The organism is Veillonella parvula (assembly GCF_047241225.1).
GTDB lineage: Bacteria > Bacillota > Negativicutes > Veillonellales > Veillonellaceae > Veillonella > Veillonella parvula_O.
The window spans coordinates 181,970-206,880 of sequence record NZ_JBKTIE010000003.1 but is presented as its reverse complement, the minus strand read 5'-3'; the positions used below and the strand labels follow the sequence as shown (position 1 = coordinate 206,880).

Sequence of the window (24,911 nt, the reverse complement as noted above, 5' to 3'; positions counted from 1 at the left end):
GCTAACACAAGGGAGAAAATCCTGTTATTCGATATTACTAATATTAGGGTCAATACTATCAACCTCTAAATCAAGTAATCCGATTAAAGCGTCAAAATCACAGATTACTAGATGGTGTTTGTCATAGGCTACATAGCCTAACTTACGTAACTCACTTAACATGCGATTTAAACTTTCTCTTGATGTGGCAGCAAACTCAGCCAATTCTTGATTTGTTAGGGCAATATCAATAAAGATACCATCCTCGCGCTTTACACCATAACTATTGGCTAAGCGCAACAAGGTAGAATAGAATGCTCCCTTCTTGCCGTAAAGTAGCAAGTCCCGGTATTTTGCCTGTTGACGACGCATATGCAAAGTGTAGATTTTCATCATTGCAATAGCCAATGAATGGTCTTTTGCAATAGCCCCTTCCAACACATCATAGCGTATACAATAAACAGAGCAATCCTCCCGAGCAATGGCGTTGAACACATATGTTCTAGTGTTCTCCTCATACAACGGAACCTCACCAATTACATTATTCGGCCCTACTAAACGCAACGCAAAAATGTGTCCGCTAGCTTCGAACTTCTTAATGCTCATTCTACCTTTTACTACTACGTAAAAGTATTCTGCCTTGTCCCCCTCACGGAAGAGAAAATCACCTTTTTTAAGATGTAGTTCCTCACCCGGCAAAGCAAGCAATTGGTTAATTAATTTTTGATCCATACCATTATCACTCCACAGTACTTTTATAACAAAATCCATTAGTTATACTAATCTATTTATAGTAAAAGTACCTATACTATATACTTTTTCGTATATATATGATTATTATAACTTATTAATTTCAGAATATGTGTGTTTTACATCACATTCACAAAAAAAATTACACTATATAATATATCTGTGATGTAAGACATTGAAAAATATTAATGCTACAATAATTATAACGCAGTTTTGTAAGTAAATCGAATGCTTTCTATGGAAATTCTTTAGATTTTACTATTTATATATATATATATATTATATATAATCTTATATATTTTTCTTGTCTACGTGTATAGTTGTTACAGTAAGGAGAAGTTCAAAATGAACGAACTAAAAATGCCTCAAGTAGGGGCAAGCCGTAGCGAAATTGTGGCTAATTGGCAACCAGATAATCCAGAATTTTGGGAAAAGTTTGGTAAAAAAATTGCTAAACAAAACTTGGTTATATCCACAATTGCATTAACCCTTTCATTCTGTGTATGGTATTTATGGGCAACCATTGCAGCGCAACTCAACGGCGCAGGCTTTAATTTCACAACCGATCAATTATTTACCTTAGCTGCATTGCCAGGCCTTGTAGGTGCTACATTACGTTTTGTATATACCTACATGCCAGCCTTAATCGGTGGTAAAAACTGGACATTTATTTCCACACTTATTTTATTAGTTCCTGTTGTATGGCTCGGCTTTGCCGTTCAAGATACAACAACTTCTTATACGACATTCATGATTTTGACTGCCCTTATCGGTTTAGCGGGCGGCAACTTCTCGTCCTCCATGGCGTACATTGGCAACTTCTTCCCTAAATCCGAAAAAGGTACTGCTCTTGGTATCAACGGCGGTGTTGGTAACCTTGGTATTTCCGTAATCTACTTCTTGGCTCCATTCGCTATGGGTTCTGCTGCACTAGGTAGCGTATTTGGTGTAACACCAGCTATCATCAAAGGAAACACAGTATACCTTGCCAATGCAGCTTTCATGTGGATCGTACCACTCGTTGTTATCCTTGCACTTATGACACGTTTCATGGATAACTTACCTCTAGAAAAACCAAATCCTAAAAATCTAGTACAAATCTTTGGTAACAAACACACTTGGGCTCTTACATTACTTTATACATGTTCCTTCGGTGCTTTCTCTGGTTATGCAGCAGCACTTGGTCTATTAGTAGGTAAAGAATTCCCAGAAGTACCATTTGCTTCTATCGCATTCGTAGGTCCACTTGTATCAGGTGCACTTCGTCCTGTAGGTGGTTGGTTAGCAGACAAAATTAACAGCGGTACAAAAGTTACCTTCATTAGTCTTATTGGCTTATGTGCTTCCACTGCATTGATTGCGGTTGGTGTAGATATGCACAACTTCCCATTCTTCTTCGCAATGTCCGTATTAACCTTTGTATGCTGTGGTTTTGCTACCGGTGCAACATTCCGTATGATTCCACACGTATTTGGCAATCCTTTGCTCTCCTCTTTAATTACAGGTTTCGTAGCCGCTGTAGCTGCATACGGTGCCTTCATTACACCTAAGATCTTTGGCTTTGTATATTCCATGTTCGGCAATATTCACCCAGCCTTTGCTGTATTACTTGCATTTAACATTGTAACTGTGGCTGTGTGCTACTGGTTCTATGTGCGTAAAGGTGCAAACATGAACGTATAATTTTCTGGAACAGAAAATTTACGTTCACTGAACAGTACTACAAAATATAATTCACTTTTCTATACTAAGTGATAAAAGAAACCCCGCATCTCTCCTCCATACTTATCAGGTCTGCGGCCTAGGGCCTTGACCTCGTAAGTCGGATCGATGCGGGGTTCTCTTTTATGAGAATATAGTTGCGAGTGCGATACTCATATATTGTGAATTATATTTTACGAAGTATAGTGCGTATATTAACTTTTCTCCCCTCAAAATTATAGCCTTCATTTTGAGGGGAGAAAAATGGACTGCAAGGCAGTCCATTCATTATAATTTGACGATATATACCTTTATCTCTATAATATAAATAGATAGTCAGACGAGTAGGAACGTCAGACGCATCTCAAAAACTAATTATCTAGAAAATGGCCTTTCTGTTTATCTAATTACACTTGGTAACGGAGGGCTATTTGCTTTTTGTGAGGCAAATAAGCGCTATAAGTGCTCCAAAGGAAACGACTAGCGTCAAGATTCCAGTAATAACTGTAATAAGTTCAAAGTCACTCATAAGCTCACCCCCTTCTATAACGAAGAGAGGCCCAACCTCGCCGACTACCTTAACAACATTATAAATTGAACAAATATACGATACAATAAGCAGTTATTTATCGATATATATGAATTAAATAATCAGAACCACCCGTAAAACGGGTGGTTTGCTCACGGGCTATAAGCCCGTAGTACTAGGCCAGCGTCTAAAGGCGCTGGCTTTCACTACGTTCAAGCCGCATAGCCATTGACTCGTAACCTTCCCCTCAAAGGGGATATGTATTACTTGCTACCCTTAAAAGGGTCCTCATATTCTTTTACACTTAACTTATCCTTCATTTGGTCATGTAACTCTTGCTCACGTATATATTTTTTTACTGTTGCCTCATTTAGACCTACCGTACTAACATAATATCCCTCAGACCAAAAGTGTCTATTTCCAAATTTATACTTTAAGTTTGCGTGTTTATCGAACATCATAAGTGCACTTTTACCTTTTAAATATCCCATAAAAGATGAAACTGCTATTTTAGGTGGGATTAATACTAACATATGCACATGATCTGCCATAAGCTCCCCCTCTATAATCTTGACGCCCTTATATTCACATAAACGCCTCAGTATTTCACGTAAACTATTTCTATATTGATTATATATAACTTTACGTCTATACTTAGGTGTAAATACTATGTGGTATTTGCATAACCATTTTGTGTGCGCAAGACTCTGTGTCTTTGTTGCCATATAAAATCACCTTTCTTTTGCATATAATGCGGCTTGAACACCTACATTATACTTAAGCAAGGTGATTTTTTTGTATAACTTTCGTTGCCGCACCCGCATAGCGGGTGGTTTTATGGTTCGCGACTACGTCACGAACCAGTCTAAAGACAATAATAAAGAAGAGCCTGCATTGCAGGCTCTTTTATTATCCAAAGATTTCTTCTAGTAGTGCGTCGTCGATGATGGTACCAACGTAGAAGTCGCTGAAGATACCATATTTTGCACTGGCTACTTCAAAGCGCATATCGTATACGATTTTTTTGAATTGGATATCGTCGTTACTGAAGATGGTAATACCCCATTCCCAGTCATCTAAGCCACAGCCACCTGTGGTGAATTCAGATAAAACGTCCAAGTATGTTTTACCAAGTTCACCGTGAGACTTCATCAAGGCTCCGCGTTCTTGCGGTGGTAGCATGAACCAATTATCATCACCTTCGCGTTTTTTACTCATATTATAAAAACAGATATATTTATCGCGAGGTACATGAGGATATAATTTTTGGTTAACTTCCTCTGTATCGAGCTTAGCCTTAACATAGGTGCTTACTTCTGTTACAGATGTATAAGAGTATGTTTGTACTAATACGCTTGCAATGGCAAGACGGCGGAATTTGCGTTCTACTTGCGCCAAGTATTCAAGGGATGGACCAAGAATCCATAGGATTAAGTCCCCTTTTGCTCCATTACAATCATAGAATGCATAACTTCCTTCTTTAGCTTGATGTTTAGCTTCAAGGTCTGCTAAGAATGCTTTTAATTCATTGCGCGCTGCTGCTTTTTCATCCTCTGTGAAGCAGTTCCATGCGCTGAAATCCATGGCGAATACCATGTGTTGGCTATGCCAACCTTCTACTGTAGGGATTGCTTTTCCCATTATGATCACTCCTATCTACGGTGATTATATCAAAATAATAATGTATCTATATAACTAAGGAAATCAAAAGACTCTACTTACTATTATAGCATATAGAGTCTTTTCAATTTAGTTTCTATTGAGATTTTTTATTAGTACATTCTTTAGTTAAGACTAAACTTCTACTTTTATGCTGAGGATAATCCTATAGCTCTTAATACTAACTCTTTTAAGCAAGTCACTATTTTACTTGTCATTCACAAGTTTTTCTACCAGTTCTTTTGCTTGTTTTACACCATCAGGGATTCCAATGCCATCAAAGGGCGTACCGATGAGATGTAAATTTGGATAATGCTCCGCCACATGTTCACGAACAGATTTAATGCCTGCACGATGGCCTACATTATATTGAGGCATGCAGTGAATGAGGCGATTGATACGTACCCACTCTGGCTTGACAGAGAAACCCATGATATGTTGAATTTCTTTGACTGCCAATTCTGAAAGTTCCTCTTCACTGAGTCGTTCTACTACATCATTGCCAGGCTTACCGATAAAGACGCGCAATACCACCTTATCATCTGGCGTTGTTTGAGGCCATTTTTGATTAAGAATAGTACATGCTGTAAGAGGCGTATCTGTGTTTCTAGTAATGAGCAAACCCGATCCCTTGAGATCACCATCAAAGGTGCTTTTATCAAAAGACATAATAGCAATGGCACAGCTAGATTGCTCCATAGAACGCAAGAAGTCAAAACCCTGATCATCCTTAAACCATTGTGTATACGTTGCCGGCGGCGTACTGATAATCACATGATCTGCCATAGATTGACAACCACAAGAATTGTTATACTGATTGGCCACATCGATTGCGTACATGCCTTCAACATATCGAATATCAGAAACTAGTGTACCTGTATGCAAGTGTACATTACTAGGCATAGCCTCAACGATAGCGGTAATCACGCTTTCAAGGCCGCCTGTCAATTGACGAAACATACCGGATTGAGCCGCTGTTCCCTTCCGACTTTCCATATCCGTTTGCGCCTTAGCAGACTGATGATTTGAACTAGTCTTTGTTACATGGTTAGAACTGCTTGCACGATTACTAGCAAAATTAGCTTGACTAGACTTTGCTTCGTGGCTTTCAAATTGACGGTCTGTCATAGTACCTTTACCAGCACGAGGCACATCGCCTTCTGCTACAGCATCTTTAGCTGCTTTAGAGACACCTGCTTTGGAATGACTCATCTTAGCGGCCATCATACCTTTTACCATGTTCCCATATTTTTGTTCTACTTGAATAAAATGAGGGAATGTCGACAATAGACTAATTTTATAAATATCCCCACCATAGATACCCGCTAATAAGGGCTCGATGAGTTTATCCATCATTTCTTGACCTAAATGGTATTTGAAGAAATGACCAATGGATACATCACCATTTTCATCGAGTTGGTATGGTTTCTTAAAATAATCTAAACCCGCACGCAATTTACCAGACCAAGAAATGAGCGTTGCTTTCACAAAGGGCATCATTTCCGTAGGAATGCCCATGATGGAGCCGCCTGGAATTGGGTGGATAGAACCCTTATCATATACAAAGGCTTGGCCTGTTTCATTAGACACAAGGGTATCCCCTAGTCCAAGATCATGCACAAGATCTGTCATTTCTGTTTTACGACCCAAGTAGGAGTCAGGACCGAGTTCCACTACGAAGTCATCCACATGTTGCGTTTGTATTTTCCCACCAAATCGTGGTGCTTGTTCATAAAGAGTAATGGTCCATTCTGGCTTTGCATGACCTAGATAATAAGCCGCTGTTAGCCCTGTTAAGCCACCGCCCACAATTGTTACGTTCACGAATGAATCCTTTCTATTATTGCACTCGCCATTGCTTGTAAAAATATTTCATTACAATTTGGCATGGGTGCACGCATATATGTTGCGCCCTTTGCTTCAACGAGTTCTTTACACTCCACATCATTATCGTACAATACCTCAACGTGATTGCTTACAAATCCAAATGGTACAAAAACAATGCGATCAGCACCAGTTTGTAAGGCTTCGTTGATAGCATCCTCTACAGTAGGGCCCAACCATTGTCCATGAGGAGCTGCACTTTGCCACGCCACAGTCCATTTCGGTAATTTACAATGTTCAGCAATCTCTTTGGCGCTTTCCTCTAAAGCTAACGCATACGAATCGCCACCATGATTATTGATAAGAGGTATACTGTGAGCACTAAAAATAACAAATAAATCTTTATTAATATTCACACACTTTGAAACTGCTTTTACCCAGTATTCCTTGAAAGTTGGTTGATCCCACCAGGAACGGATAAAGTCGAATGTCATATTATCATGGTTGGAAATAGCTACTTGCACTTGTTTTTCATAAGCTCCAGTACCGAGAGCGGTGAAGAATGGAGCCGTTACAATAGCGATAATATGCTCCACTCCTTGCTGGACTAAGGAGTCAACTGCATCTGCAATGGACGGTTTCATGTGTAAAAAACCAATAGCGGAAGGCATAGTCGGCAACAGAGTAAGCAAGGTTCTATATTGGCACTCTGCCATAGTTTGAAGTTCAACATTTTCCCATTGACCGATTGTATCATAACGCTTAGTAAGATTAGCAATCTCTTCTTTCGTTGGTACACGGCCACGACGAATACTCGTCATATAGGGTACTAAATCATCCTTACTTAAAGGGCTACCATAAGACAGGAATAATAATCCTTTTTTTTCTACTTTCACTAATTTACCTCTCTTGAGCCCAAATTTCACGACTACGTTCATGCACATAGTCCGTTAGCCAATGGAGTTTTTGAGGATCTGCCTCGGGGAATACGCCATGACCTAAATTAAAGATATGGCGACCATAGCGAACTCCTTCGAGCAAAATACGATCTACTTCGTGAGCCAATGTTTTTTCGTCCCCGAACAGATACGCTGGATCCAAGTTACCTTGCACGGTTTGCGTTACACCCCGTTCATTCGCCATAACAATGGAACTACGCCAATCAAGGGCAATGACGTCTAATGGCAAATGAGACCAAATAGACACCAAATGGTCAGTGCCAACGCCATTCATGGCCATTGGTAAATGAGGATATTTAGCTTTTACAGCCTTAATGATTCGTTCCATATGAGGGTAAATCCCTTGTTTATACTGATCTGCATTAACAGCCCCTACCCAAGAGTCGAAGATTTGAAGTGCATTGGCACCCGCTTCGGCTTGCATGGATAAGTACGCAATGGACATGTCCGCCAGTTTAGTCATCAATGCATTCCACACATGAGGAGCACCGATGAGCATGCCACGAGTCTTATTGTAGTTCTTCGTTGGTCCCCCTTCGATAAGGTAGGATGCAATCGTAAACGGCGCACCGCAAAAACCAATGAGTGGCACGTCGAGCATGCCAGATGTTAAGAGTGTAATCGTTTTACCGATATACTCTACCTTGGTAGGATCAAAGGAATCTAGAGCCTCTACATCAGCCATAGAACGGATAGGCGTGCTAAACACAGGACCCACACCGGCCTTGAGCTCAACATTTACATTCATAGCCACCATTGGGCTCATGATATCTTTGTAGAGAATTGCCGCATCAACGCCGTATTCCTTAACAGGTAATTCCGTAACACGAGCACATAACTCGGGCTCTTTTGTAATTTCAAATAATGAATATTTCTCTTTGATTTTGCGATATTCCGCTTGGCTACGACCAGCTTGACGCATATACCACACAGGCGTTACACCAGGGTTCTTCCCTTGGATCATGTCCAAATAAGCTGTGTTCAAGTACTCAACCCCTTTCGTTCTAAATGTATACTAACACACTATGGTAACTAAAACAGTTACTTTGGTTACAATCACACACATTATTTATTCTTTAATAATCCCTAATAATCCCTGTGAAAGCATGTGCCTCCACAGGGATTATTATTTCATTACCACTTTGATTTAACTAAGACTTTAATTCAAGTATGTCGTTAAATTTACTAGTACTGTAATGTAACCACTACTTTAATTTGACTGAGTCTTTAATTCAAGTCCGAAATTTATTTAACTACGACTTAGTCTATGGCAATCGATGCCCATAATAGATTGAGCCATATCATATACAGAGCGTTGACAGGTAAAGAGCCAAATCTGTTGATTCTTTCCAAGCTCGGCCAACAGTTCCAAGGCACTACGTTGACGGTTTTCGTCAAAACGCACCAAAATATCGTCCAAGATAATCGGCAAGGATTCTACTTGATAAGAGAATACCTTGGCTAGGGCAAGACGCAATGCCAAGTATACTTGGTCAGCTAGACCACTAGACCAGAATTTAAGTTCTAGTCGTTCCCCATTGTTGTTGATAAGTGCTACCCCTTTATTGATACCTAGAATATCAAGCGTATACCTCTCACCAGTTAGTCTTTCAACATAAGAGGAGGCAAGCTCTAACATATGAGGTTGTTTTTCTTGTTCATATGATTGTTGAGCCTTATCCATACAATGACTTATCAATACTTGCGTAGCCCAATCTTCGAGAGCAGACTCTAATTCACTTCGTAAAGCTTCACGTTCTTGCAACATTTGGTGTTGTTCCTGGTCAGATCCAAGTGTACGCATGGCTTCAACGATTTGACCGCGACGCTCGTACAAGGTAGCCAATTTATCTTCGATAGAGGCTATTTCACGCTCAGAATGAGCCAGTTCATCCAACCAGTTATCCTTGTTGCCTTCACGCAAACGACGGTAGAACAAGTCTTTATTCTCCGCGTCAGGAGCAAGCAAATCAAGCTGCACTTGACTTTGCTTGTAGATGGTTTGCCACTGTTTATATTGGTCCTCATCGATAAGATGTTGACGATACTCATTGGAACTTTCCATACCCGCTTTATGGAGCAGTTCTTGTTGACGAAGTAGTAACTCTTTTTCCTTGCGATGCCAATTATCGTATTCATTGCGGAAGCTTTTACGTTGTGCTTCCTTTTGTTCCCATACAATTTTATTTTGTTGGAAGTTCTTATATTGGTTATAAATGCGTTTTAGCTCTGTTGGAGATACTGGCGCCTCTATCCCAAGGTTATACCACAAAGCCATCGCTTGGTCTTCAATAATACGTAGACCTTCTTTATGCTCCGCTAAACGCTTTTCATAGCCTTCTATAGTACGTAGTTGCTCATGATATTGATCATATTCATGTTTGAGGCCAAAGAAATCATCTTCATCGAGACTCTTAGCCGCCCCTTGTGGTAACCAGTTTTGCCATGCTGCGAGAGCTTCATCGTAAATACCTTGTAATGTATGCCCTTCCTGAATCCAGCGTTCAAGATGTGCCGCCCCTTCTAAGGATGGTACAGGACTTGCTGTAGGTGTAGCAGCCTTGATCAAAGCCTCTAGCTGATGCTCTACATCGGATTTACGGGAGGATAAAATTTGTAACTCATAGTTTAATTTAGACACTTCAGAGTTACCATTATGAAGCCTCCTTGTAGCATACCAGAATAGCCCCATAGATAGAATCAAAAAAATAAAACCACCTATAGTATATAATGCCGATTCAAGAACCAACAGGCCTGCTAATACTACCAATACAGCAATAACAGCGCCTATACCACTAATGCGTTGTAGCCATTTTGGCAGAATTGTAGGCTGTGCATCTGAACCAGGACTATTCCGTCTAGCCTCTACTCGATCTATATCCATTAAGATACGATCTAATTCACGTTCTAAATATTCTTTTTTAGCTAATTCTTCTTCACTAAAGTTAGGTAAGGATGCCCCTTTAAGGTTCGCCGTCGGCAACTCATCGGTAGCCTCTGCAGGTTTGCGGTCTTGCCAATGTAAAAGTTGTTCTTTTGCGGTGCGCAAACGACTTGCCAAACGTTCTCCATCAAACCAATTGATGTCTTCTGCCATTGGCTCATCATGACGCCACGCAGAATGTAAGGTGCGTGAAAACTCCAATTGTTCCCTAACCTTACGGATGTACGCATCGCCTTCTTCGCACTCACGGCGTAACTGCTCCCATTTAGCACCTTGTTGAATAAGATCTTCAATATCTTGGCCATAAGTTCCAAATGGGCTATCAGGACTAAAGTTAGCTGGCATCAATGCCGCTTCCTTTTCCTGCCATAATTGCATATTGTCACGAGCCCGTTTAATTTCTTCATCAAGGCGAAGAAACTCATCACGACTCAAGGCGAGCTCACTATTGTACTGCTGCATGTGCATACGTGCCTCTTCACTGCGACGATACGTATCCCACGCACGCAATACTACATCGATACCATCCCGATATTCCTTCCATTCTTTCAACTGATTTTGCAATTCCATTTCGGTTTGCTCCGTACTGTGAAAGACGGTTTGTAATTCCACATATTGCGCTTCATGCTCCGCCAACTGACTCAGCTTTTGGCGGTTTTCTTTAAGCTCATCCATCAATACATTGATGCGACGTTTACCATTCGAGGATGCTACAAGTAGGTCTGTAGCCCCTTTTTCAACATCCTTAACAGCGCCACCTAAGTGTTCTCCCCCTTCAGCGCCAAAGAATCGGGAACGAACCTCTACCTCTTGTAATACATCAAGGCCTTGTAGGTCGTCTAATGTTAACGCAAATATGCGGTTATATGTTTTTTTATCGATGCCATGCCACCAATGTTGAGCCGGCTCTTCATGGATGGCAGGATTACCAGGACTGTAAAAGTCTAACTGCTTACCCTTACGACCGATATAATAGCTTTCACCATTACGGTCCACATCAAGGGCCCCCGTCATAGGACCATAAGCCTTATGAGTACCACCAAACAACAAGGTGCGCATCCCTTCGAGCAAGGATGTCTTACCACTTTCATTAGGGCCATACATGAGTTGAACCCCATTGTCACCCGTAGTGAAAGACCAGTCGCGATACGGGCCAAATTCATCAAATCGTATGCGTTTAATGTTCATCATTAGCCCCCATCAATACAGTAACACCCTCAATTTCACAACGTTTCAAAGCTCGCGCCAATAATTCATCACTCAATAAATCGGCATATGCGCCTAAGCGCTTAAATTCAGGACGATCCGCCATGATTTGGCGCGCAGTCTGTATCGCATCCCCATCTACCATATCATCATAAGCACGCAAGTAATCACCTACTACATCTGTTAATAGACGTCGTTCAACTAGATTAATACTAGGTCTTGTATTAGAAGTGATACGGTAAGGCATAACAAATATAGATTTGCTTTTCTCTTCATTTTGAGACTCTTGCAACCATAGTTTTCGAATCCCCTCTTGCGTACATAGGCGATGTAGAGGTCCTGTACCAGACAAAACAATGGATAGCAAGATGTTTTTCTTATGCTGCTTTCGCAAATTTTCTTTTTTACGGCGCAAAATCTCTAAGAAATCCGTTTCATTTTGCATGCCAGCAATATCGATTTTGATTTCCTCAAATCGGACAGCACAGGTATCGATAAATCGCAAATCACAATGACCATTATGAGATACGGATACAAGATAACATCCCTTTGGTCCATGTTCTTTACGATGCAATCCTTGCGAATTACCAGCATAAACTACGAGAGGCTCCTCGCTAAGAACTTGAGATTTATGAATATGGCCCAATGCCCAATAATCCATAGCGGCCTCTGTTAAATCAGTTAAGTTACAAGGTCCTATTACATTATGATTTTCAGAGCCTACACTAGAACCTACAGTACCATGCATAACAGCAAGAGAAAACTCATCCCGTTCAAAAGCTCTGTATTGACGAACATAGTTGTCGCTTTCATTACCATGACCACAACTAATACCATATACGCCACCAATTTCTATATTGTTAACGATGAGCGGGAAACGCTGTACCTGTTCGCTAGAAAATACATGTACATTATCTGGCATCTGTAATTGTGCTTTCCAGCTTTCAGCAGGATCATGGTTACCTTGTACCATATAGACATCAATACGATGCTCCGCCAAGCGATACATGGCGCGCACAAAACGGACTTGAGCCTCTAAATTATGGTCTTCGCTATTATAAATATCACCAGCTATTACAACAGCATGAACATGTTCTGTAATAGCAGTATCAATAATTTTATCTAAGGCTACATAGGTTGCTTCACTTACAACGCGATCTACAGCGCTGCTAATACCTGTAGCATATTGAAAGGGTGCCCCTAAATGCAGATCACCACAGTGTATAAATCGAAACGGCTGCATCTATATCCACTCCTCCATTAATATTCTTATTATAGTTATATATAGTAATTACAATAGTTTATTATACTACAAAACCTTAAAGATAAGTTAAAAATAACTATCATTTACCATCAAAAAGATATAGTTAAACTAAACTTCTCTTAACTATTAATAAATATAAATTATAAGATAAGCACATTTTCTTTCATCATAAGAGATAAATCATAATATGTTATTATTTTTGTTAACCAATTCACGCATTAAGTTGACAATTTATACGCGAACGTTTACAATCAAATTGTCAATATATTATGTTTTTATTAAGTTAACAATTTCCTGGAGGCTATTATGGCTTTGCCTATAGATCAACAACCATCCCAAGTGGGTACATACGAAAAAATACTTACCATTGCAAACCGCATCATGAACGGCGGCGAAATTACAAAAGAAGAAGCAATCGAGCTAATTCATACTTCAGATGATGATACTATGATTCTACTCGCTATGGCTGATAAAATTCGCCAACATTTCAATGATAATTCTGTAGATGTATGCGCCATTGTTAATGCTCGATCCGGCAAATGTCCTGAAAACTGTAAATTCTGTGCTCAATCCGCACACCACAACACAGGCGTTCAGGAGTATCCTTTCATGGATGAAGAAAGCATTCTCCAAGCAGCACGTAAAGCTAAAGAGGCTGGTGCCATTCGTTTTTCCATCGTAACAAGTGGTCGTAATACTAATAACCCTGATGAATTTGATCAAATCATCCACGTATTAGGCCGTATCAAAAACGAAATTGGCCTTGAAATCTGCTGTTCTCTTGGGTTGTTAACTTACGAACAAGCACTCAAATTAAAAGAAGTTGGTGTTACTCGATACCACTCCAATATCGAAACGGCACCTAGTCACTTCCCAGATATTTGTACTACACATTCCTACGAAGATAAAATGTTTACCATAGATAATGCACAAAAAGCAGGCATCCGTGTTTGCTCTGGTGGCATTCTTGGCCTTAACGAAACATTAGAACAACGCGTAGAAATGGCGTTCGAACTTAAACGTTTACATATTGACTCCGTGCCATTAAACATTTTGAATCCTGTTAAAGGGACTCCATTTGAAAGCAACGAAGCTTTACGTCCATTGGATATCTTACGTACCTTCGCCGTATTCCGTTTCATCTTGCCAAATGCATTGATTCGTACTGCAGGCGGTCGCGAAGTAAATCTACGGGACTTACAAGCTTATGCTCTAAAAGGTGGCCTAAACGGTATCATGGTTGGTGGCTACTTAACCACTGGCGGTCGTTCACCTCAAGACGATCTCCAAATGATTCAAGACTTGGAGTTGACTCGCAATACAGCTCAAGTCTAAAAACCTCATATATACCATTCTCCATATCTAGAGGATGTAGTATATAAATTATTCCCTAATGCTTTATAAATATTTTACACATAAAAAGAACCATCTAGTTTGCTGTACTAGATGGTTCTTTTATTTCCATAATAAAATGTAAATGGCTTGACCATTTGTGTTACCCGCAATGGGCTCAGGATTCTCATTAAATTCTACATTCTCATACGGCGTCCCGTCTGACATGTACGCATCTACCTTCAATGTTTCCATGGTTCGATTATATCTACTGATATAAACTTTATATCGCAATTCGTCGCCACCCAGTTCATTAACTCGCAGCCACAAAAGTGCATCGTAATCACTCTTCTGTACACTGTCATTGTCAATAAATAATTGGTTTCCTGATGCATCTGGTCCAACATAGTACCAGTCCGTTGCGTTAGTAGTCCCCCCTATACTGAGTAGCCACAAAAGTGTTAATATGGTGAATATTTTACTCATATGACTGCCCCTCTCATGCTATCGAGCTGTATATTTTATAAAAGCTTAATGTGGATAAACCTTTATAAAATATACAACTTCTCCTTTATATAATACCAAAATTGTCCCATATTTATCAACAATAATTAAAATTAATTACCATGTTTTTTACAAATATAAGAAACTTAAAGAAATTTATTAAATTTCTTCATTTTTAACTCATTTACCCTTCCTATAATGATAATGTCAAATGATAGACAAAGGTAACAATTCCCTGGTTACCGTACGTGTATTTATCTCCCGACAAGTAATACTAACCCCAAACCTACTACTTGTTTAAATACATGTTTCATTTGATATTAATACTAACACTCCCCTTACATGAAAAAAGGACTCTATATAGAGTCCTTTTTTCGTTGCTTCATAAACTTATACATATTGTTAAGTCTATATACATATTACCATAAGGGTTAATAGTAAAGGGTTTGTAAGAACTCACGAATTAACAAGTAACACTATACTCTTATATAAAGAAAAAAGCTCAAAAGCTTAAGGAAATACGATAACCATTACGCTTTTGAGCGTTTCTTATTATAAACTATAATTTACTAATTACTATTTTACTTCAGCCCAACCTAAAGCAGCGCGTTTTTCATCGATATCTGCCAAGATTTTCTCAGCTACTTTAGCAGGATCTGTATTAACATACATAACAGAACCTAAGATGTCTTTAGTATCTTCTTTCAACCATTTTGTTACAGCATCAGAGCCTTGTGTAGGTGGCTCAACGCAGTGGTAAGAGTTAATACCCATTAGGCGGAAGCCAAGGGATGCATCGATACCTTTTTCGTTAGACCATTCAGGGCTAGACATAGCAAATGGCAATTGAGGTAAGTTAAGTCCAAGTTCTGCAGCAATACCGCCGAAGATACCAGAGGAACGCGCATTATCTACACATTCACCCACATGCCATACTGGTGGTTGATCGTCGCCCAAGAACTCTTGCAATGCAGGGCTACATTTCTTGTTAGCATCTGTATTACAATAGCCAAGTTTCATCAATGGGAAAGATGCACAACCGTTTGTAAGGATGATACAGCCATTTTTAATAAGTGTATCAACAATATCTACAGTTGCCTTTTCATAGATAACGCGAGGGTTAGAACAACCTACTACGTTAACGATACCGCGAACTTTACCAGATTTTAAAGCCTCTGCCAATGGTTTGAAGGAACCATAATGTTTAACAGTGGATTCTGGAGAGAAGCCAACTTCTGCTGTGATTTCGTATGGAGGAATGAATACAGGCATACCTTTACGCAATTCATGCGCTTCAAGAGCACGATCTAAAATTTTGCGAGCCAAATCTTTTGTTTCAGCCAAGTTAGTGTGATGATGATCGTAGCCGATGTGTTCAGCACCCGGTAAACGAGCTGCATCAGACGTAGTGATAACCTTTGTGTTGAAGCAACGTGCTACGTCCATGATAGCAGGATACACGTCTTGAACGTCAGCTACCCAGCAATCAAGAGCGCCTGTACCAAGTACAAGCTCAGCACCGATAGCATTACACAATGGAATAACATTTTCATAACGGTACATACTGGACAAACCAGAGCAGCAAATGCCGTAGAATTGGATACCTTTAGCGCCGATAGCTTTTGCTTTTTCTAAATATTCTTCAGAGGCGCCAATTTTACAAATTTGGGATACCAATGTTGGTAAATGACCATGAACAGCGATGTTAACATACCCTTTTTTCAAGGCACCGATGTTAACTTTGGAAGTACGACGACCACCTTGACCGAACAATGCATCTGTAGCAATGTCTGCCGCTACTACGCCTGTGAATGTGAAAGCAAGACCACAACGCAAGAATTGTTTCATATTGCTTTCCCAATCGCCATCTGTACCTACGGTTGTACGATGATATGCATCAAAGGCTTCATTGTATGCGGAAACAGGCAAGATATCCAAGTTTTTCCAAACTTCGCGACGCTCTGCAGGAGCCATGGCTGTAATTGTTTTATATTCACCTGGCAATGCACGGCTCAAATCTTCGAGCAATACATCTGCTAAATCATTAGCCACTTCTTTCAAGGAACGACCTTCTTCAGGGATGTTGAAAGCCTTACATACAGTACGGATTTTTTCTTCCCCTAAAATTGGAATGTCCAATTGGTCATTAGCAGCAGCTTTCAAAGAAATCAAGATTTCACGAGCATGTGCACCATGTTGAGTCAAACCACCTGCAGCAGCACGTGTCATATTACGAGCTACGATGAGGTCAGCATCCGCACCGCAGACACCACGAGGACTCTTAGGTGTAATTTTACAAGGGCCCATGAAACAGATACGACAACATATACCAGCAATACCAAATGTACATTGTGGTTGTTGTTTATCAAAGCGGTCAAATACCGTATCACAACCGATTTGCTCCATACGAAGAATCATTTCACGCACAGCAGGATCTGGTGTTTGTTCAATTACATCTTGTTTTGTAGGCCATGTTTTACGATACTCAGCAACAGCTTTCATGTAGTCATTTACACCATGTTCATGAGGTACCCCTGGTTCATGAGTGTGTGGCACCCATTTATCCGTCGGAAGAGCCTTTGCATGACTATGGTCGTGACCATGATCATCATGACCGCCACAGTGGCAATGATGTTCATGATTATGGTCGTGACCATGTTGTTCACCATGATTGTGTTCATGGGTATTTTTATTTTCCACATCTTTACTCATTTGAAACCTCCTAGGGGCCTACATAGGCCAACCAATAAAAACAAAAAACATATTCTACTTTTAATTCACTTTAAATCCACTACAATGATGGGTTTTAAGTCCTATCTCCTAAATATGTTTTAAATCACTTTAAGTATATTTTCTGAAAAGACATTTGTCAATTAAAATTTGAGAAATTTTTGACGCATCTATATCTAAGAATATGATAATTACTATATTTATTAAATTCGATTTTTTCAGTTTCTTTTCATAAATAAAAAGAGACTAATTCCTAAACTTTACAGGAATTAGTCTCTTTATTTTATTGATTAATTGATTGATTTACGTATTAATTTATGTATTAATTATTAATTTATTAATATGATCCTCCCCTCAGGATATGCCACCTAAATATCTTTATACCTATGCACTACAAAAATTGCTGCATGATATGTGCTACTTCAGATAAATGGAAACGTTTTGCCCGATCAGACCTTGCCACAAGAACTAATTGGCGGAAACAAAGTTTCGATGCAAGAGGATAAAATTTAACCTTATCGTCATCCCCCTTGCTATTGAGCGTGCTCGGCAAGAATGTAATACCATAATCATCTTCTACCAAGGACCGGCATGAGTCTAACGTTTCAGAGCCAATGACGGCTTTTGGCACAAAGGACTCCGCTTGGCATAGACGGTTAACCAACGTCCGCAATTTGAGACCTTCTCTTAGCAAAATAAACGGAAATGCTCCAAAGGGTCCAATTTTTCGAATTCCATCACTGGTCATGAGAGAATCTGCAATATCTATGGCCTTCTTGTTTTCCACACTAATGGCCAATAAAATCTGCTCATCTAAAACGGGATAACTTTCAAGGTCCTGAGAATAAATCGGCGTTGGAAATAATCCTACATCTACTAAGCCATCACAAATTTGCTGTTCCAAAAAGTGAGATTCTCCCTCTACAACATGGAACTCCCAAGAAGGTTCAATCTGTTGAAAGCTTTTCAATGTTTTCCCAAGCATATGATGTCCATAGAATTGAGACAAGCCGATACGCACATGATAGGCTACATCTGTGCCTTGATTAATGATAGATTGCGTTAAAGCCTCCACCTTTAAAACTAACGGCATGCCCTCTTTTGCAACTTGTAACGCCGCAGCAGTTGGCACGACTTTTGTGCGATCACGAACAAACAACGTAACGCCTAGCTCTGCTTCAATACGACGAATCCCCTGACTCAACGCCGGCTGAGAAATATATAATTTTTTAGATGCCTTTGAAAATGATGCCATCTCAACGATGGTACTAATATATTTAATGTCTTTTATGTCCATATAGAAGTCCTTATAACTATGTCCGTATACAAGTCTTATAATAAAACATTATTTCTATTATAGCTATACATTACTAAAATATATGTTACATATACATGGGGAAAAATAAAAATACCAAGAAATTTAGTGTCTTACAATGCTAAATTTCTTGGTATGTCTTATAAGGTAAACGAACTACATATAGGATGCGATAGAGCCACATTCTATTACAGCCCTTTTTAATTTTTAGATCACATTAAGGATTTAAGTACATCCAATACTTCTTGAGGTAATTCGTTTTTATGACCTTTAAGTTTTTCCACATAGTCATAACGGAATTCGAAAGCTTGGTGTAATTGGTGATGGTATTCACGTACTTCGAATGGAGGTTCAAAACCTGGTACCTCTACATAGGAAAGATTTTCGTATTCACAGAATGGTTTGAATTCCAATGTACCTTCCACCAAACGCTCTAACAAATCAAGAGTAACTTCTTTAGGAATTTTATTTTCCAAGAAGAAGCCTGTGTTCATGATGTAGCATTCAACGCCACATTCGCAGAACAATTTTTTATAGCTTTCATAGTCACGAACCAATGGATATGTACGGAATGGATTTGCGTAAGGTTCGATAACGAGTGCATTTGGATCGACATGAGCATCCAGTTTTTCCGCTGTAGAACGACGAGTTGCCAGCGTTGCACCCATAGTAGATGCCAATACTGGATCATCAATTTTAAGAATAGGTGGCAAAGTTTTATCTTTCATAAGCCATACTATGGCATTAACAGGTTCACCAACGTAGTTTACACGGTTATCTGTCCAGAATTGAGATTTGATAGCACGACCATTGCTATTACGCACATCTTCGGCCAATACAACCTTGCGACCATCTTCATCCATTGTTACGCCTACATTTTGTAGTGTTAACAAGAATTCATTAGCAGGATGTTCCACCGGATAATCTTGCATTTTATCAAAGTACGTAGGTTCAAGAGCAATAGAACTCAAATCGTTTGTATTGATAACATACGCGTCGTCATGCAAGATAGAAATATCATATCGACCACCATGTTTTTCATGAGTCAATGTGGATTTACCGGAACCGGACAAACCGAATACACCGATAGTGTATGTTTTACCACCTTCAAGGTTGTAACGTTTCATACCGCCGTGGCATGCAACATAGTCGAAGCGATTTGCCAAGGACCACGCAAGTGTAAGCGTACCTTTTTTATGCTCCCCGAAGTAACGCATACCAAGAATCATGGCACAGTTATGAGCAGGGTCAAAAATAGCAAGACCACCTGGATGACCTGGCACAACATAGTCAGGATCAGAGTAAATATAGATATCGCCTTCTGGAATGTCCACACTATCGTTGTAGAACTCTTTTACAGCCGCATCAAAGAACTTAAAGTTCATAAGCCAAGAATACAAAATAGACGCGTGATCTTTTGGAATCATCAAATGAGCACGAGCTGTGAATTTTTTATCAAGACCAACGATAGCTTCCGCAGAAATCCACTCTTTATTGCGGCTATCATATACTGCATCGCGTGCAATGTTAGCGAGTTCAACTTCATCTATGCCTTCATCGCCAATAATACGGCGAGCTTTAGCATAACGGCCAGTAGTTTTACCATCGTTTGTAACAAGAACCTTTGCATCAGCTGGCAAACCTTGCTCTAAAGGTTTAAATACTGGCATATCGAGGACGATAACACCTGGCTCTTCAGAGGCTAATTGATACGCTTGTGCCACAGATGTTACAGGAGTTACATTGTTCCCATAGAATGCAGTTTCAATTGTACTGCGCATCATAGAAAATAATGGGTTTGTTTTGATTTCACTTTGCTTCCAAACGCGTCTTGTAGACATAGTATCTAGATCCTCACCTTTAAATATATTAGTAACTTCTCTTGTAAAAGTAATGTTGTACATGAAAACACTGCTAAGGCAAATACTTTCATTATTTTCTATTTTACCCTTTTCAATCAAATTTGTATACATAAAACAGATAATTTATAGGAAATTAATGTATGTTTATTTCGAATTAGTGCAACACATTTGTAATGTAATAAATTAATACCTAACGGCATGAAACTATTAGTATTCAATAGAACACCTTAAAAACTAGACAGAGTTACAAAGTAACTAGTTATAGTTACAAATCAACTAGTCAAATAGCAAAACGAAAAAGAGGCAAGGTCCTAAGCACTTGCCTCTTTCACGTTTAAAAAATGCAATTATTTCTTATCTTTATTGATAAATGCATCGATTTTACTAATTAGATCATCTACCTCAAAATCGCCACGTTCTGCCATCATCTTAATTGTTGCTACCTTAGCCATTACTTTTACCATAGGTGTTTTTAATTTCTCAAATTTAGGATTCAAAGAAATCAAATGATCTACAATATCTGGACGATGTTTAATTAAATTAGACAATGTTGTTTTTGCATCGATGTGGAATCGACCATCTGCATCAGTTGTTAATGGTTTTTCTTCTACCTCTTCTGCTGCCTCTTGAGCCAAGGATTTTTCTTTACCACCATCGCCTACAAAATCAGTTTTATCCCAAGTCAACAATGTACGAGAACCCTCAAGTTCACGGATATGAGTACAGTCTTGCATCATTTCCAATACGCCGCGGAATTTACCATTTTCATCGCGCACCGCTGTGTAGATAACATAGATGAACAAGCCTGGTTTATTGATCCAGAATTCCGCTTGGCTTTGTTCGCCAGAACGGAACTTCTCTACGATTTCCTCTACTATATGAACGGATTTTGCGGGGTGACAATTCTTCACCTCACGGCCGATAACGTTCGCACTGCGAGGGAAAATACGATGTGCCGTATCGCTGTAGAACTTCACTAGTTCATTTTCATCTACATAGGATAAATCTACCGGTAAATGACGGAACAACAAATTAATTTGCTCTAATGTCAATTTACCCGTTGCTACATCGAGGACTGCATCCTTACTAGCGGGCGCCCCACCAACAGGACCTACATATTTAGATAGCAAGCCGGCTAAATCATTTAAAAATTCGTTAGATACAGCACCACCTTGAGCTGAATTATTGCCATTCAATTGCGCCGCAGAATCATTAATACCTGGCACTACATATAAGCCTGGCGCATTGATGATAGCATAACCAATTTCATGGTCATTTTTACTCATCCGAACAAACTCTTCGTCACTCAACAATTTATAAGACGTTGGCAATAAGACTTCTAGTTCTTTAGAATTCAAATCCCGTAATTTCGCCAAAGTTTCTGGCACAGACGCTAGGAATTCTTCATACTTATCTTCCCGAAGCAATGCATAGGATGCAGAGATAGCATCGCGCACAGCATCATCAAAGGTCCACATAATGCGCGTTGGACGATCAAAGCCGTGGTCCTCAAGCATCGGATAGAGTTGATTTTGCTTACGAGATAGATGAGTTCTCCACTCTGCTAAGGAATCAAAAACGCCGAGCCACGGATTTTTGATAAACTTCTCTTGCTTTAATAATTCATCCGCTTCTAGTGCTACCTTCTCAACAGCGTTAATTTCTTCCAAGTATGCCCACAACGGATGGTTTTCAGGATACTCATTTTCGGCACGTACCAAAACGCCATCAAATAATTCTAAGAGATCATCCATTTTCTCTAGGATTTCTTCGTCCTTGTAAACACCTTTCAAGCTTTGCTCTGCGTAAGCAAATTCATCAGGCGTACAAGTACCTAATTTTTCTTTTAAAATGCGATTGCCCTCTTCTAAGGACAATTTACCATCTAAATAATCTTCTTTAATGGACACGATAATTCTGTAACGTTCATTATTAATATCTAGCTTTTGTTTTAATGGATTCATATGCTTATACCTCCACGGGCTAATCTATAATTATAGTTTTATTATATCATTTTGAAAGTAATTTTCAGTTGCTACAGATACAATTTTGATTAATTTTTAAGATTTACGAATCAAATATTATGAAAATAAATAACTTTACTTTATTTTTAAGAATATTTTGGCATACAAAAACTGCACCTCAAAAGTTGTGTCCAAGTTTTAGGGTGCAGTTCTCTATAAGTGTCTTTAATTAGTTTTTAAAATCAATATATTCAGTTTTAGAAGATGCTACAGGTCTACCATTGGAATCTGTAGCAGGGCTAAATCTCCATTTAGAAATAGTATCAACAATGGCGGCATCAAGCGCACTAGAGCCACTAGATGAGACAACTTCAACGTCCCCTACAGAACCATCTTCCTTGATGGTAAAACGTATATCCGCACCATGAGCTGCTTCACCATAGGCGGCGAGCAGTGCTCGGTCAATAGGTGGTGTAGCTATAGCTACTGGTGGATCGTATGGAGCTGCCAACACAGAAGCTATCATACTCATTACAAACAATGAGCTTAAGATAATACAACGCAACACTTTATTCATCGTTTTCTCCTTATTTAGCTTTCACAGCTTGCTTAGGCAGAGTAATTGTCATCCCAATAATGGATTCGTGTGCCTTTTGATCTGTGCCAATAGCAGGGGTAAACTTCCACTGCAAAATTGCTTTTTTTACTGCTTCATCAACGGGAGCATATCCAGAAGAGCGCTCTACGAAAACATTTTTAACATTACCTTTTTTATCAATCAAGAAGCGTACGCGCATATCAGGCGCTACCGTAGCGGTTTGAGGAATCTCAGGCAACTCAGGTTTTACAATAGTAACCTCTCTTGGAGATTCTAAAAACTTTGCCGCATCAGCTGTATAATCACCTAACATGCCAAAAGATGCAACAAGTACTGCTGCAGCAGCGTATCGGAATAATTTATTCATAAGAAGCCTCCTTATTAACCTTTTACCTATGCATAATATCATACTAAATAAAGATGAATATTAAAAGAATAAATTCTTATTGATAAAATTTCTCATTTATGATATATTGAATTCAAGATAACTGTCCGGACTCACATATCTAGTTGATATGACAAAAAACTACACAAAGGAGGTTCATCATGAGACGTAGAAAGCGTATTCAAATGAAGGTCATGATGGTACTTGGTATCGTTGCCCTCGTTGGGCCTAGCCATCTACAAGCACTTATTCCCTAGATTATTTTGACCTTAGCAGAAGACTGTATAACTGTCACTAGCCGCTACGTTAGTAGCGGCTATTTTTCCGTTTAAATTCAGAGAGATATTTTCCTTCTTCAAATTATTTCATTATTAGAACAAAATATTTCCCTCAAACAAAGTCATTAATGTTTTTAAATTTAGTATCTATAAAAAAGGAGGCTTATTATGAAATTTAATCGAATTTTATTAGTCGTCGTATCATTAGCACTTATAGTATTTGCCCTTGCAGGCTGCGGAAAAGACACAGCCCAAGATAGTCAGAAAAAACTTAATGTCGTAGCTACTACAACGATGTTAACGGATTTAGTAAAAGAAATCGGCGGTGATCATGTAACCGTACAAGGTCTCATGGGACCTGGTGTAGACCCTCACCTATATCAAGCGAGTGCAGGCGATGTAACAGCTATGTCTAAGGCGGATGTTGTAGTATACAACGGCATTCACTTGGAAGGTAAAATGGGCTCCATTTTCGATAACCTAACAAAGCAAAATAAAGCGACCATCCGCGTATCTGATGCCATTGATCCAGCTACATTGCTCGACTTTGACGAAGAAGATGGTGTAAAAACAAAAGACCCTCATATTTGGTTTGACGTTGCTAACTGGAAACTGGCAGCAAAAGCAGTATACGAAGGTCTTGCTAAATCCGATCCGGCTCATAAAGAAGATTACAAAAAACGCTATGACGCATATCTTACTAAGTTAGATGAAACTGATGCGTACGTTAAAGCTCAAGCAGAATCGATTCCGAAAGAATCTCGCGTACTTGTAACAGCACATGATGCATTCCAATACTTCGCTCGCGCTTATGGCTTTGAAGTAAAAGGTTTGCAAGGTGTAAGTACTGCTACAGAAGCAGGCACACAAGATGTGAATGAACTGGTTCAATATATCGTAGACCACAAAATTAAAGCGATTTTCGTAGAGTCTTCTGTACCACATAAAACAATTGAAGCCGTTCAAGAAGCAGCTAAGGCTAAAGGCTGGAATGTTGCCATCGGTGGCGAATTATATTCCGACTCTCTCGGTTCTGAAGGCACTGAAGGCGGTACATATATCGGCATGGTAAAAGCCAATATTGATACAATTACCAAAGCACTTAAATAATCAATTGCTAGATTTTCT

General features: G+C 39.3%; 18 protein-coding genes. 3 read left to right on the top strand and 15 right to left on the bottom strand.

The window, feature by feature from the left end; translation table 11 throughout:
• Positions 1-24: 24 nt before the first annotated feature.
• Entirely contained in the window at positions 25-711 is a 687-nt protein-coding gene (locus ACLRYO_RS06970; RefSeq protein WP_012863813.1) for a Crp/Fnr family transcriptional regulator, read from the bottom strand.
• Between the two features lie 363 nt (positions 712-1,074).
• Here ACLRYO_RS06970 and ACLRYO_RS06965 point away from each other — a divergent pair, with 363 nt between their 5' ends.
• Entirely contained in the window at positions 1,075-2,412 is a 1,338-nt protein-coding gene (locus ACLRYO_RS06965) for an MFS transporter (protein WP_413084787.1), read from the top strand.
• A gap of 810 nt (positions 2,413-3,222) precedes the next feature.
• On the opposite strand, the gene tnpA is transcribed toward ACLRYO_RS06965, so the two are convergent.
• From tnpA to ACLRYO_RS06930, 7 genes are all read right to left on the bottom strand, one after another.
• Complete coding sequence (gene tnpA / locus ACLRYO_RS06960; RefSeq protein WP_004693034.1) at positions 3,223-3,684, bottom strand: IS200/IS605 family transposase; 462 nt, start codon at positions 3,682-3,684, stop codon at positions 3,223-3,225.
• 184 nt (positions 3,685-3,868) lie between these two features.
• The gene (hemQ, locus tag ACLRYO_RS06955; RefSeq protein WP_039965396.1) at positions 3,869-4,600 is read right to left on the bottom strand and encodes a hydrogen peroxide-dependent heme synthase; all 732 of its coding nucleotides are present in this window, start codon (positions 4,598-4,600) and stop codon (positions 3,869-3,871) included.
• 225 nt (positions 4,601-4,825) lie between these two features.
• Positions 4,826-6,442, bottom strand: a complete 1,617-nt coding sequence (hemG, locus tag ACLRYO_RS06950; RefSeq protein WP_413084786.1) for a protoporphyrinogen oxidase — start codon at positions 6,440-6,442, stop codon at positions 4,826-4,828.
• Positions 6,439-7,338 (bottom strand): ferrochelatase, encoded by a 900-nt coding sequence (hemH, locus tag ACLRYO_RS06945; RefSeq protein WP_105086894.1) that lies wholly within the window; start codon positions 7,336-7,338, stop codon positions 6,439-6,441. Before hemH ends, hemG begins: the two co-directional genes overlap by 4 nt.
• 4 nt (positions 7,339-7,342) lie before the next feature.
• The gene (gene hemE, locus ACLRYO_RS06940; RefSeq protein ID WP_105086893.1) at positions 7,343-8,386 is read right to left on the bottom strand and encodes a uroporphyrinogen decarboxylase; all 1,044 of its coding nucleotides are present in this window, start codon (positions 8,384-8,386) and stop codon (positions 7,343-7,345) included.
• A 264-nt stretch (positions 8,387-8,650) separates the two neighbouring features.
• A complete protein-coding gene (locus ACLRYO_RS06935) occupies positions 8,651-11,533 on the bottom strand; it encodes an ATP-binding protein (protein ID WP_105086892.1) in 2,883 nt (960 codons plus the stop codon).
• Positions 11,523-12,794 (bottom strand): metallophosphoesterase family protein, encoded by a 1,272-nt coding sequence (locus ACLRYO_RS06930; RefSeq protein ID WP_105086891.1) that lies wholly within the window; start codon positions 12,792-12,794, stop codon positions 11,523-11,525. The genes ACLRYO_RS06935 and ACLRYO_RS06930 overlap by 11 nt, the downstream gene beginning before the upstream one ends.
• A 327-nt stretch (positions 12,795-13,121) precedes the next feature.
• Here ACLRYO_RS06930 and bioB point away from each other — a divergent pair, with 327 nt between their 5' ends.
• A complete protein-coding gene (gene bioB / locus ACLRYO_RS06925; protein ID WP_004694042.1) occupies positions 13,122-14,150 on the top strand; it encodes a biotin synthase BioB in 1,029 nt (342 codons plus the stop codon).
• A 120-nt stretch (positions 14,151-14,270) separates the two neighbouring features.
• On the opposite strand, the gene ACLRYO_RS06920 is transcribed toward bioB, so the two are convergent.
• The 7 genes from ACLRYO_RS06920 to ACLRYO_RS06890 all read right to left on the bottom strand — a co-directional run bounded on the left by ACLRYO_RS06920 (position 14,271) and on the right by ACLRYO_RS06890 (position 23,487).
• Positions 14,271-14,633 carry a hypothetical protein gene (locus ACLRYO_RS06920; RefSeq protein WP_008603073.1) on the bottom strand — a complete coding sequence of 121 codons (363 nt, stop codon included), beginning with the start codon at positions 14,631-14,633 and terminating at the stop codon, positions 14,271-14,273.
• Positions 14,634-15,227: 594 nt separating this feature from the next.
• Positions 15,228-17,363 carry an anaerobic carbon-monoxide dehydrogenase catalytic subunit gene (gene cooS, locus ACLRYO_RS06915; protein ID WP_278467046.1) on the bottom strand — a complete coding sequence of 712 codons (2,136 nt, stop codon included), beginning with the start codon at positions 17,361-17,363 and terminating at the stop codon, positions 15,228-15,230.
• A 409-nt stretch (positions 17,364-17,772) separates the two neighbouring features.
• On the bottom strand, positions 17,773-18,678 hold the full coding sequence (locus ACLRYO_RS06910) for a LysR family transcriptional regulator (protein ID WP_278618586.1): 906 nt from the start codon (positions 18,676-18,678) through the stop codon (positions 17,773-17,775).
• A gap of 230 nt (positions 18,679-18,908) precedes the next feature.
• The gene (locus tag ACLRYO_RS06905) at positions 18,909-20,537 is read right to left on the bottom strand and encodes a phosphoenolpyruvate carboxykinase (ATP) (RefSeq protein WP_413084785.1); all 1,629 of its coding nucleotides are present in this window, start codon (positions 20,535-20,537) and stop codon (positions 18,909-18,911) included.
• A gap of 368 nt (positions 20,538-20,905) precedes the next feature.
• Positions 20,906-22,522: a PAS domain-containing protein gene (locus tag ACLRYO_RS06900; RefSeq protein ID WP_413084784.1), complete on the bottom strand. Its 1,617-nt coding sequence runs from the start codon at positions 22,520-22,522 to the stop codon at positions 20,906-20,908.
• 229 nt (positions 22,523-22,751) lie between these two features.
• Complete coding sequence (locus ACLRYO_RS06895) at positions 22,752-23,099, bottom strand: energy transducer TonB (RefSeq protein ID WP_413084783.1); 348 nt, start codon at positions 23,097-23,099, stop codon at positions 22,752-22,754.
• A gap of 10 nt (positions 23,100-23,109) precedes the next feature.
• Positions 23,110-23,487, bottom strand: coding sequence for an energy transducer TonB (locus ACLRYO_RS06890; RefSeq protein WP_120055772.1), 378 nt, complete (start codon positions 23,485-23,487; stop codon positions 23,110-23,112).
• Between the two features lie 464 nt (positions 23,488-23,951).
• Here ACLRYO_RS06890 and ACLRYO_RS06885 point away from each other — a divergent pair, with 464 nt between their 5' ends.
• Complete coding sequence (locus ACLRYO_RS06885; protein WP_024061312.1) at positions 23,952-24,893, top strand: metal ABC transporter solute-binding protein, Zn/Mn family; 942 nt, start codon at positions 23,952-23,954, stop codon at positions 24,891-24,893.
• Positions 24,894-24,911: the final 18 nt, after the last annotated feature.

Coding starts and splice junctions, on each gene's coding strand:
- ACLRYO_RS06970 (WP_012863813.1), bottom strand. CDS start 711: ATGGATCAAAAATTAATTAACCAATTGCTTGCTTTGCCGGGTGAGGAA.
- ACLRYO_RS06965 (WP_413084787.1), top strand. CDS start 1,075: ATGAACGAACTAAAAATGCCTCAAGTAGGGGCAAGCCGTAGCGAAATT.
- tnpA (WP_004693034.1), bottom strand. CDS start 3,684: ATGGCAACAAAGACACAGAGTCTTGCGCACACAAAATGGTTATGCAAA.
- hemQ (WP_039965396.1), bottom strand. CDS start 4,600: ATGGGAAAAGCAATCCCTACAGTAGAAGGTTGGCATAGCCAACACATG.
- ACLRYO_RS06935 (WP_105086892.1), bottom strand. CDS start 11,533: ATGAACATTAAACGCATACGATTTGATGAATTTGGCCCGTATCGCGAC.
- ACLRYO_RS06930 (WP_105086891.1), bottom strand. CDS start 12,794: ATGCAGCCGTTTCGATTTATACACTGTGGTGATCTGCATTTAGGGGCA.
- bioB (WP_004694042.1), top strand. CDS start 13,122: ATGGCTTTGCCTATAGATCAACAACCATCCCAAGTGGGTACATACGAA.
- ACLRYO_RS06920 (WP_008603073.1), bottom strand. CDS start 14,633: ATGAGTAAAATATTCACCATATTAACACTTTTGTGGCTACTCAGTATA.
- cooS (WP_278467046.1), bottom strand. CDS start 17,363: ATGAGTAAAGATGTGGAAAATAAAAATACCCATGAACACAATCATGGT.
- ACLRYO_RS06910 (WP_278618586.1), bottom strand. CDS start 18,678: ATGGACATAAAAGACATTAAATATATTAGTACCATCGTTGAGATGGCA.
- ACLRYO_RS06905 (WP_413084785.1), bottom strand. CDS start 20,537: ATGTCTACAAGACGCGTTTGGAAGCAAAGTGAAATCAAAACAAACCCA.
- ACLRYO_RS06900 (WP_413084784.1), bottom strand. CDS start 22,522: ATGAATCCATTAAAACAAAAGCTAGATATTAATAATGAACGTTACAGA.
- ACLRYO_RS06895 (WP_413084783.1), bottom strand. CDS start 23,099: ATGAATAAAGTGTTGCGTTGTATTATCTTAAGCTCATTGTTTGTAATG.
- ACLRYO_RS06890 (WP_120055772.1), bottom strand. CDS start 23,487: ATGAATAAATTATTCCGATACGCTGCTGCAGCAGTACTTGTTGCATCT.
- ACLRYO_RS06885 (WP_024061312.1), top strand. CDS start 23,952: ATGAAATTTAATCGAATTTTATTAGTCGTCGTATCATTAGCACTTATA.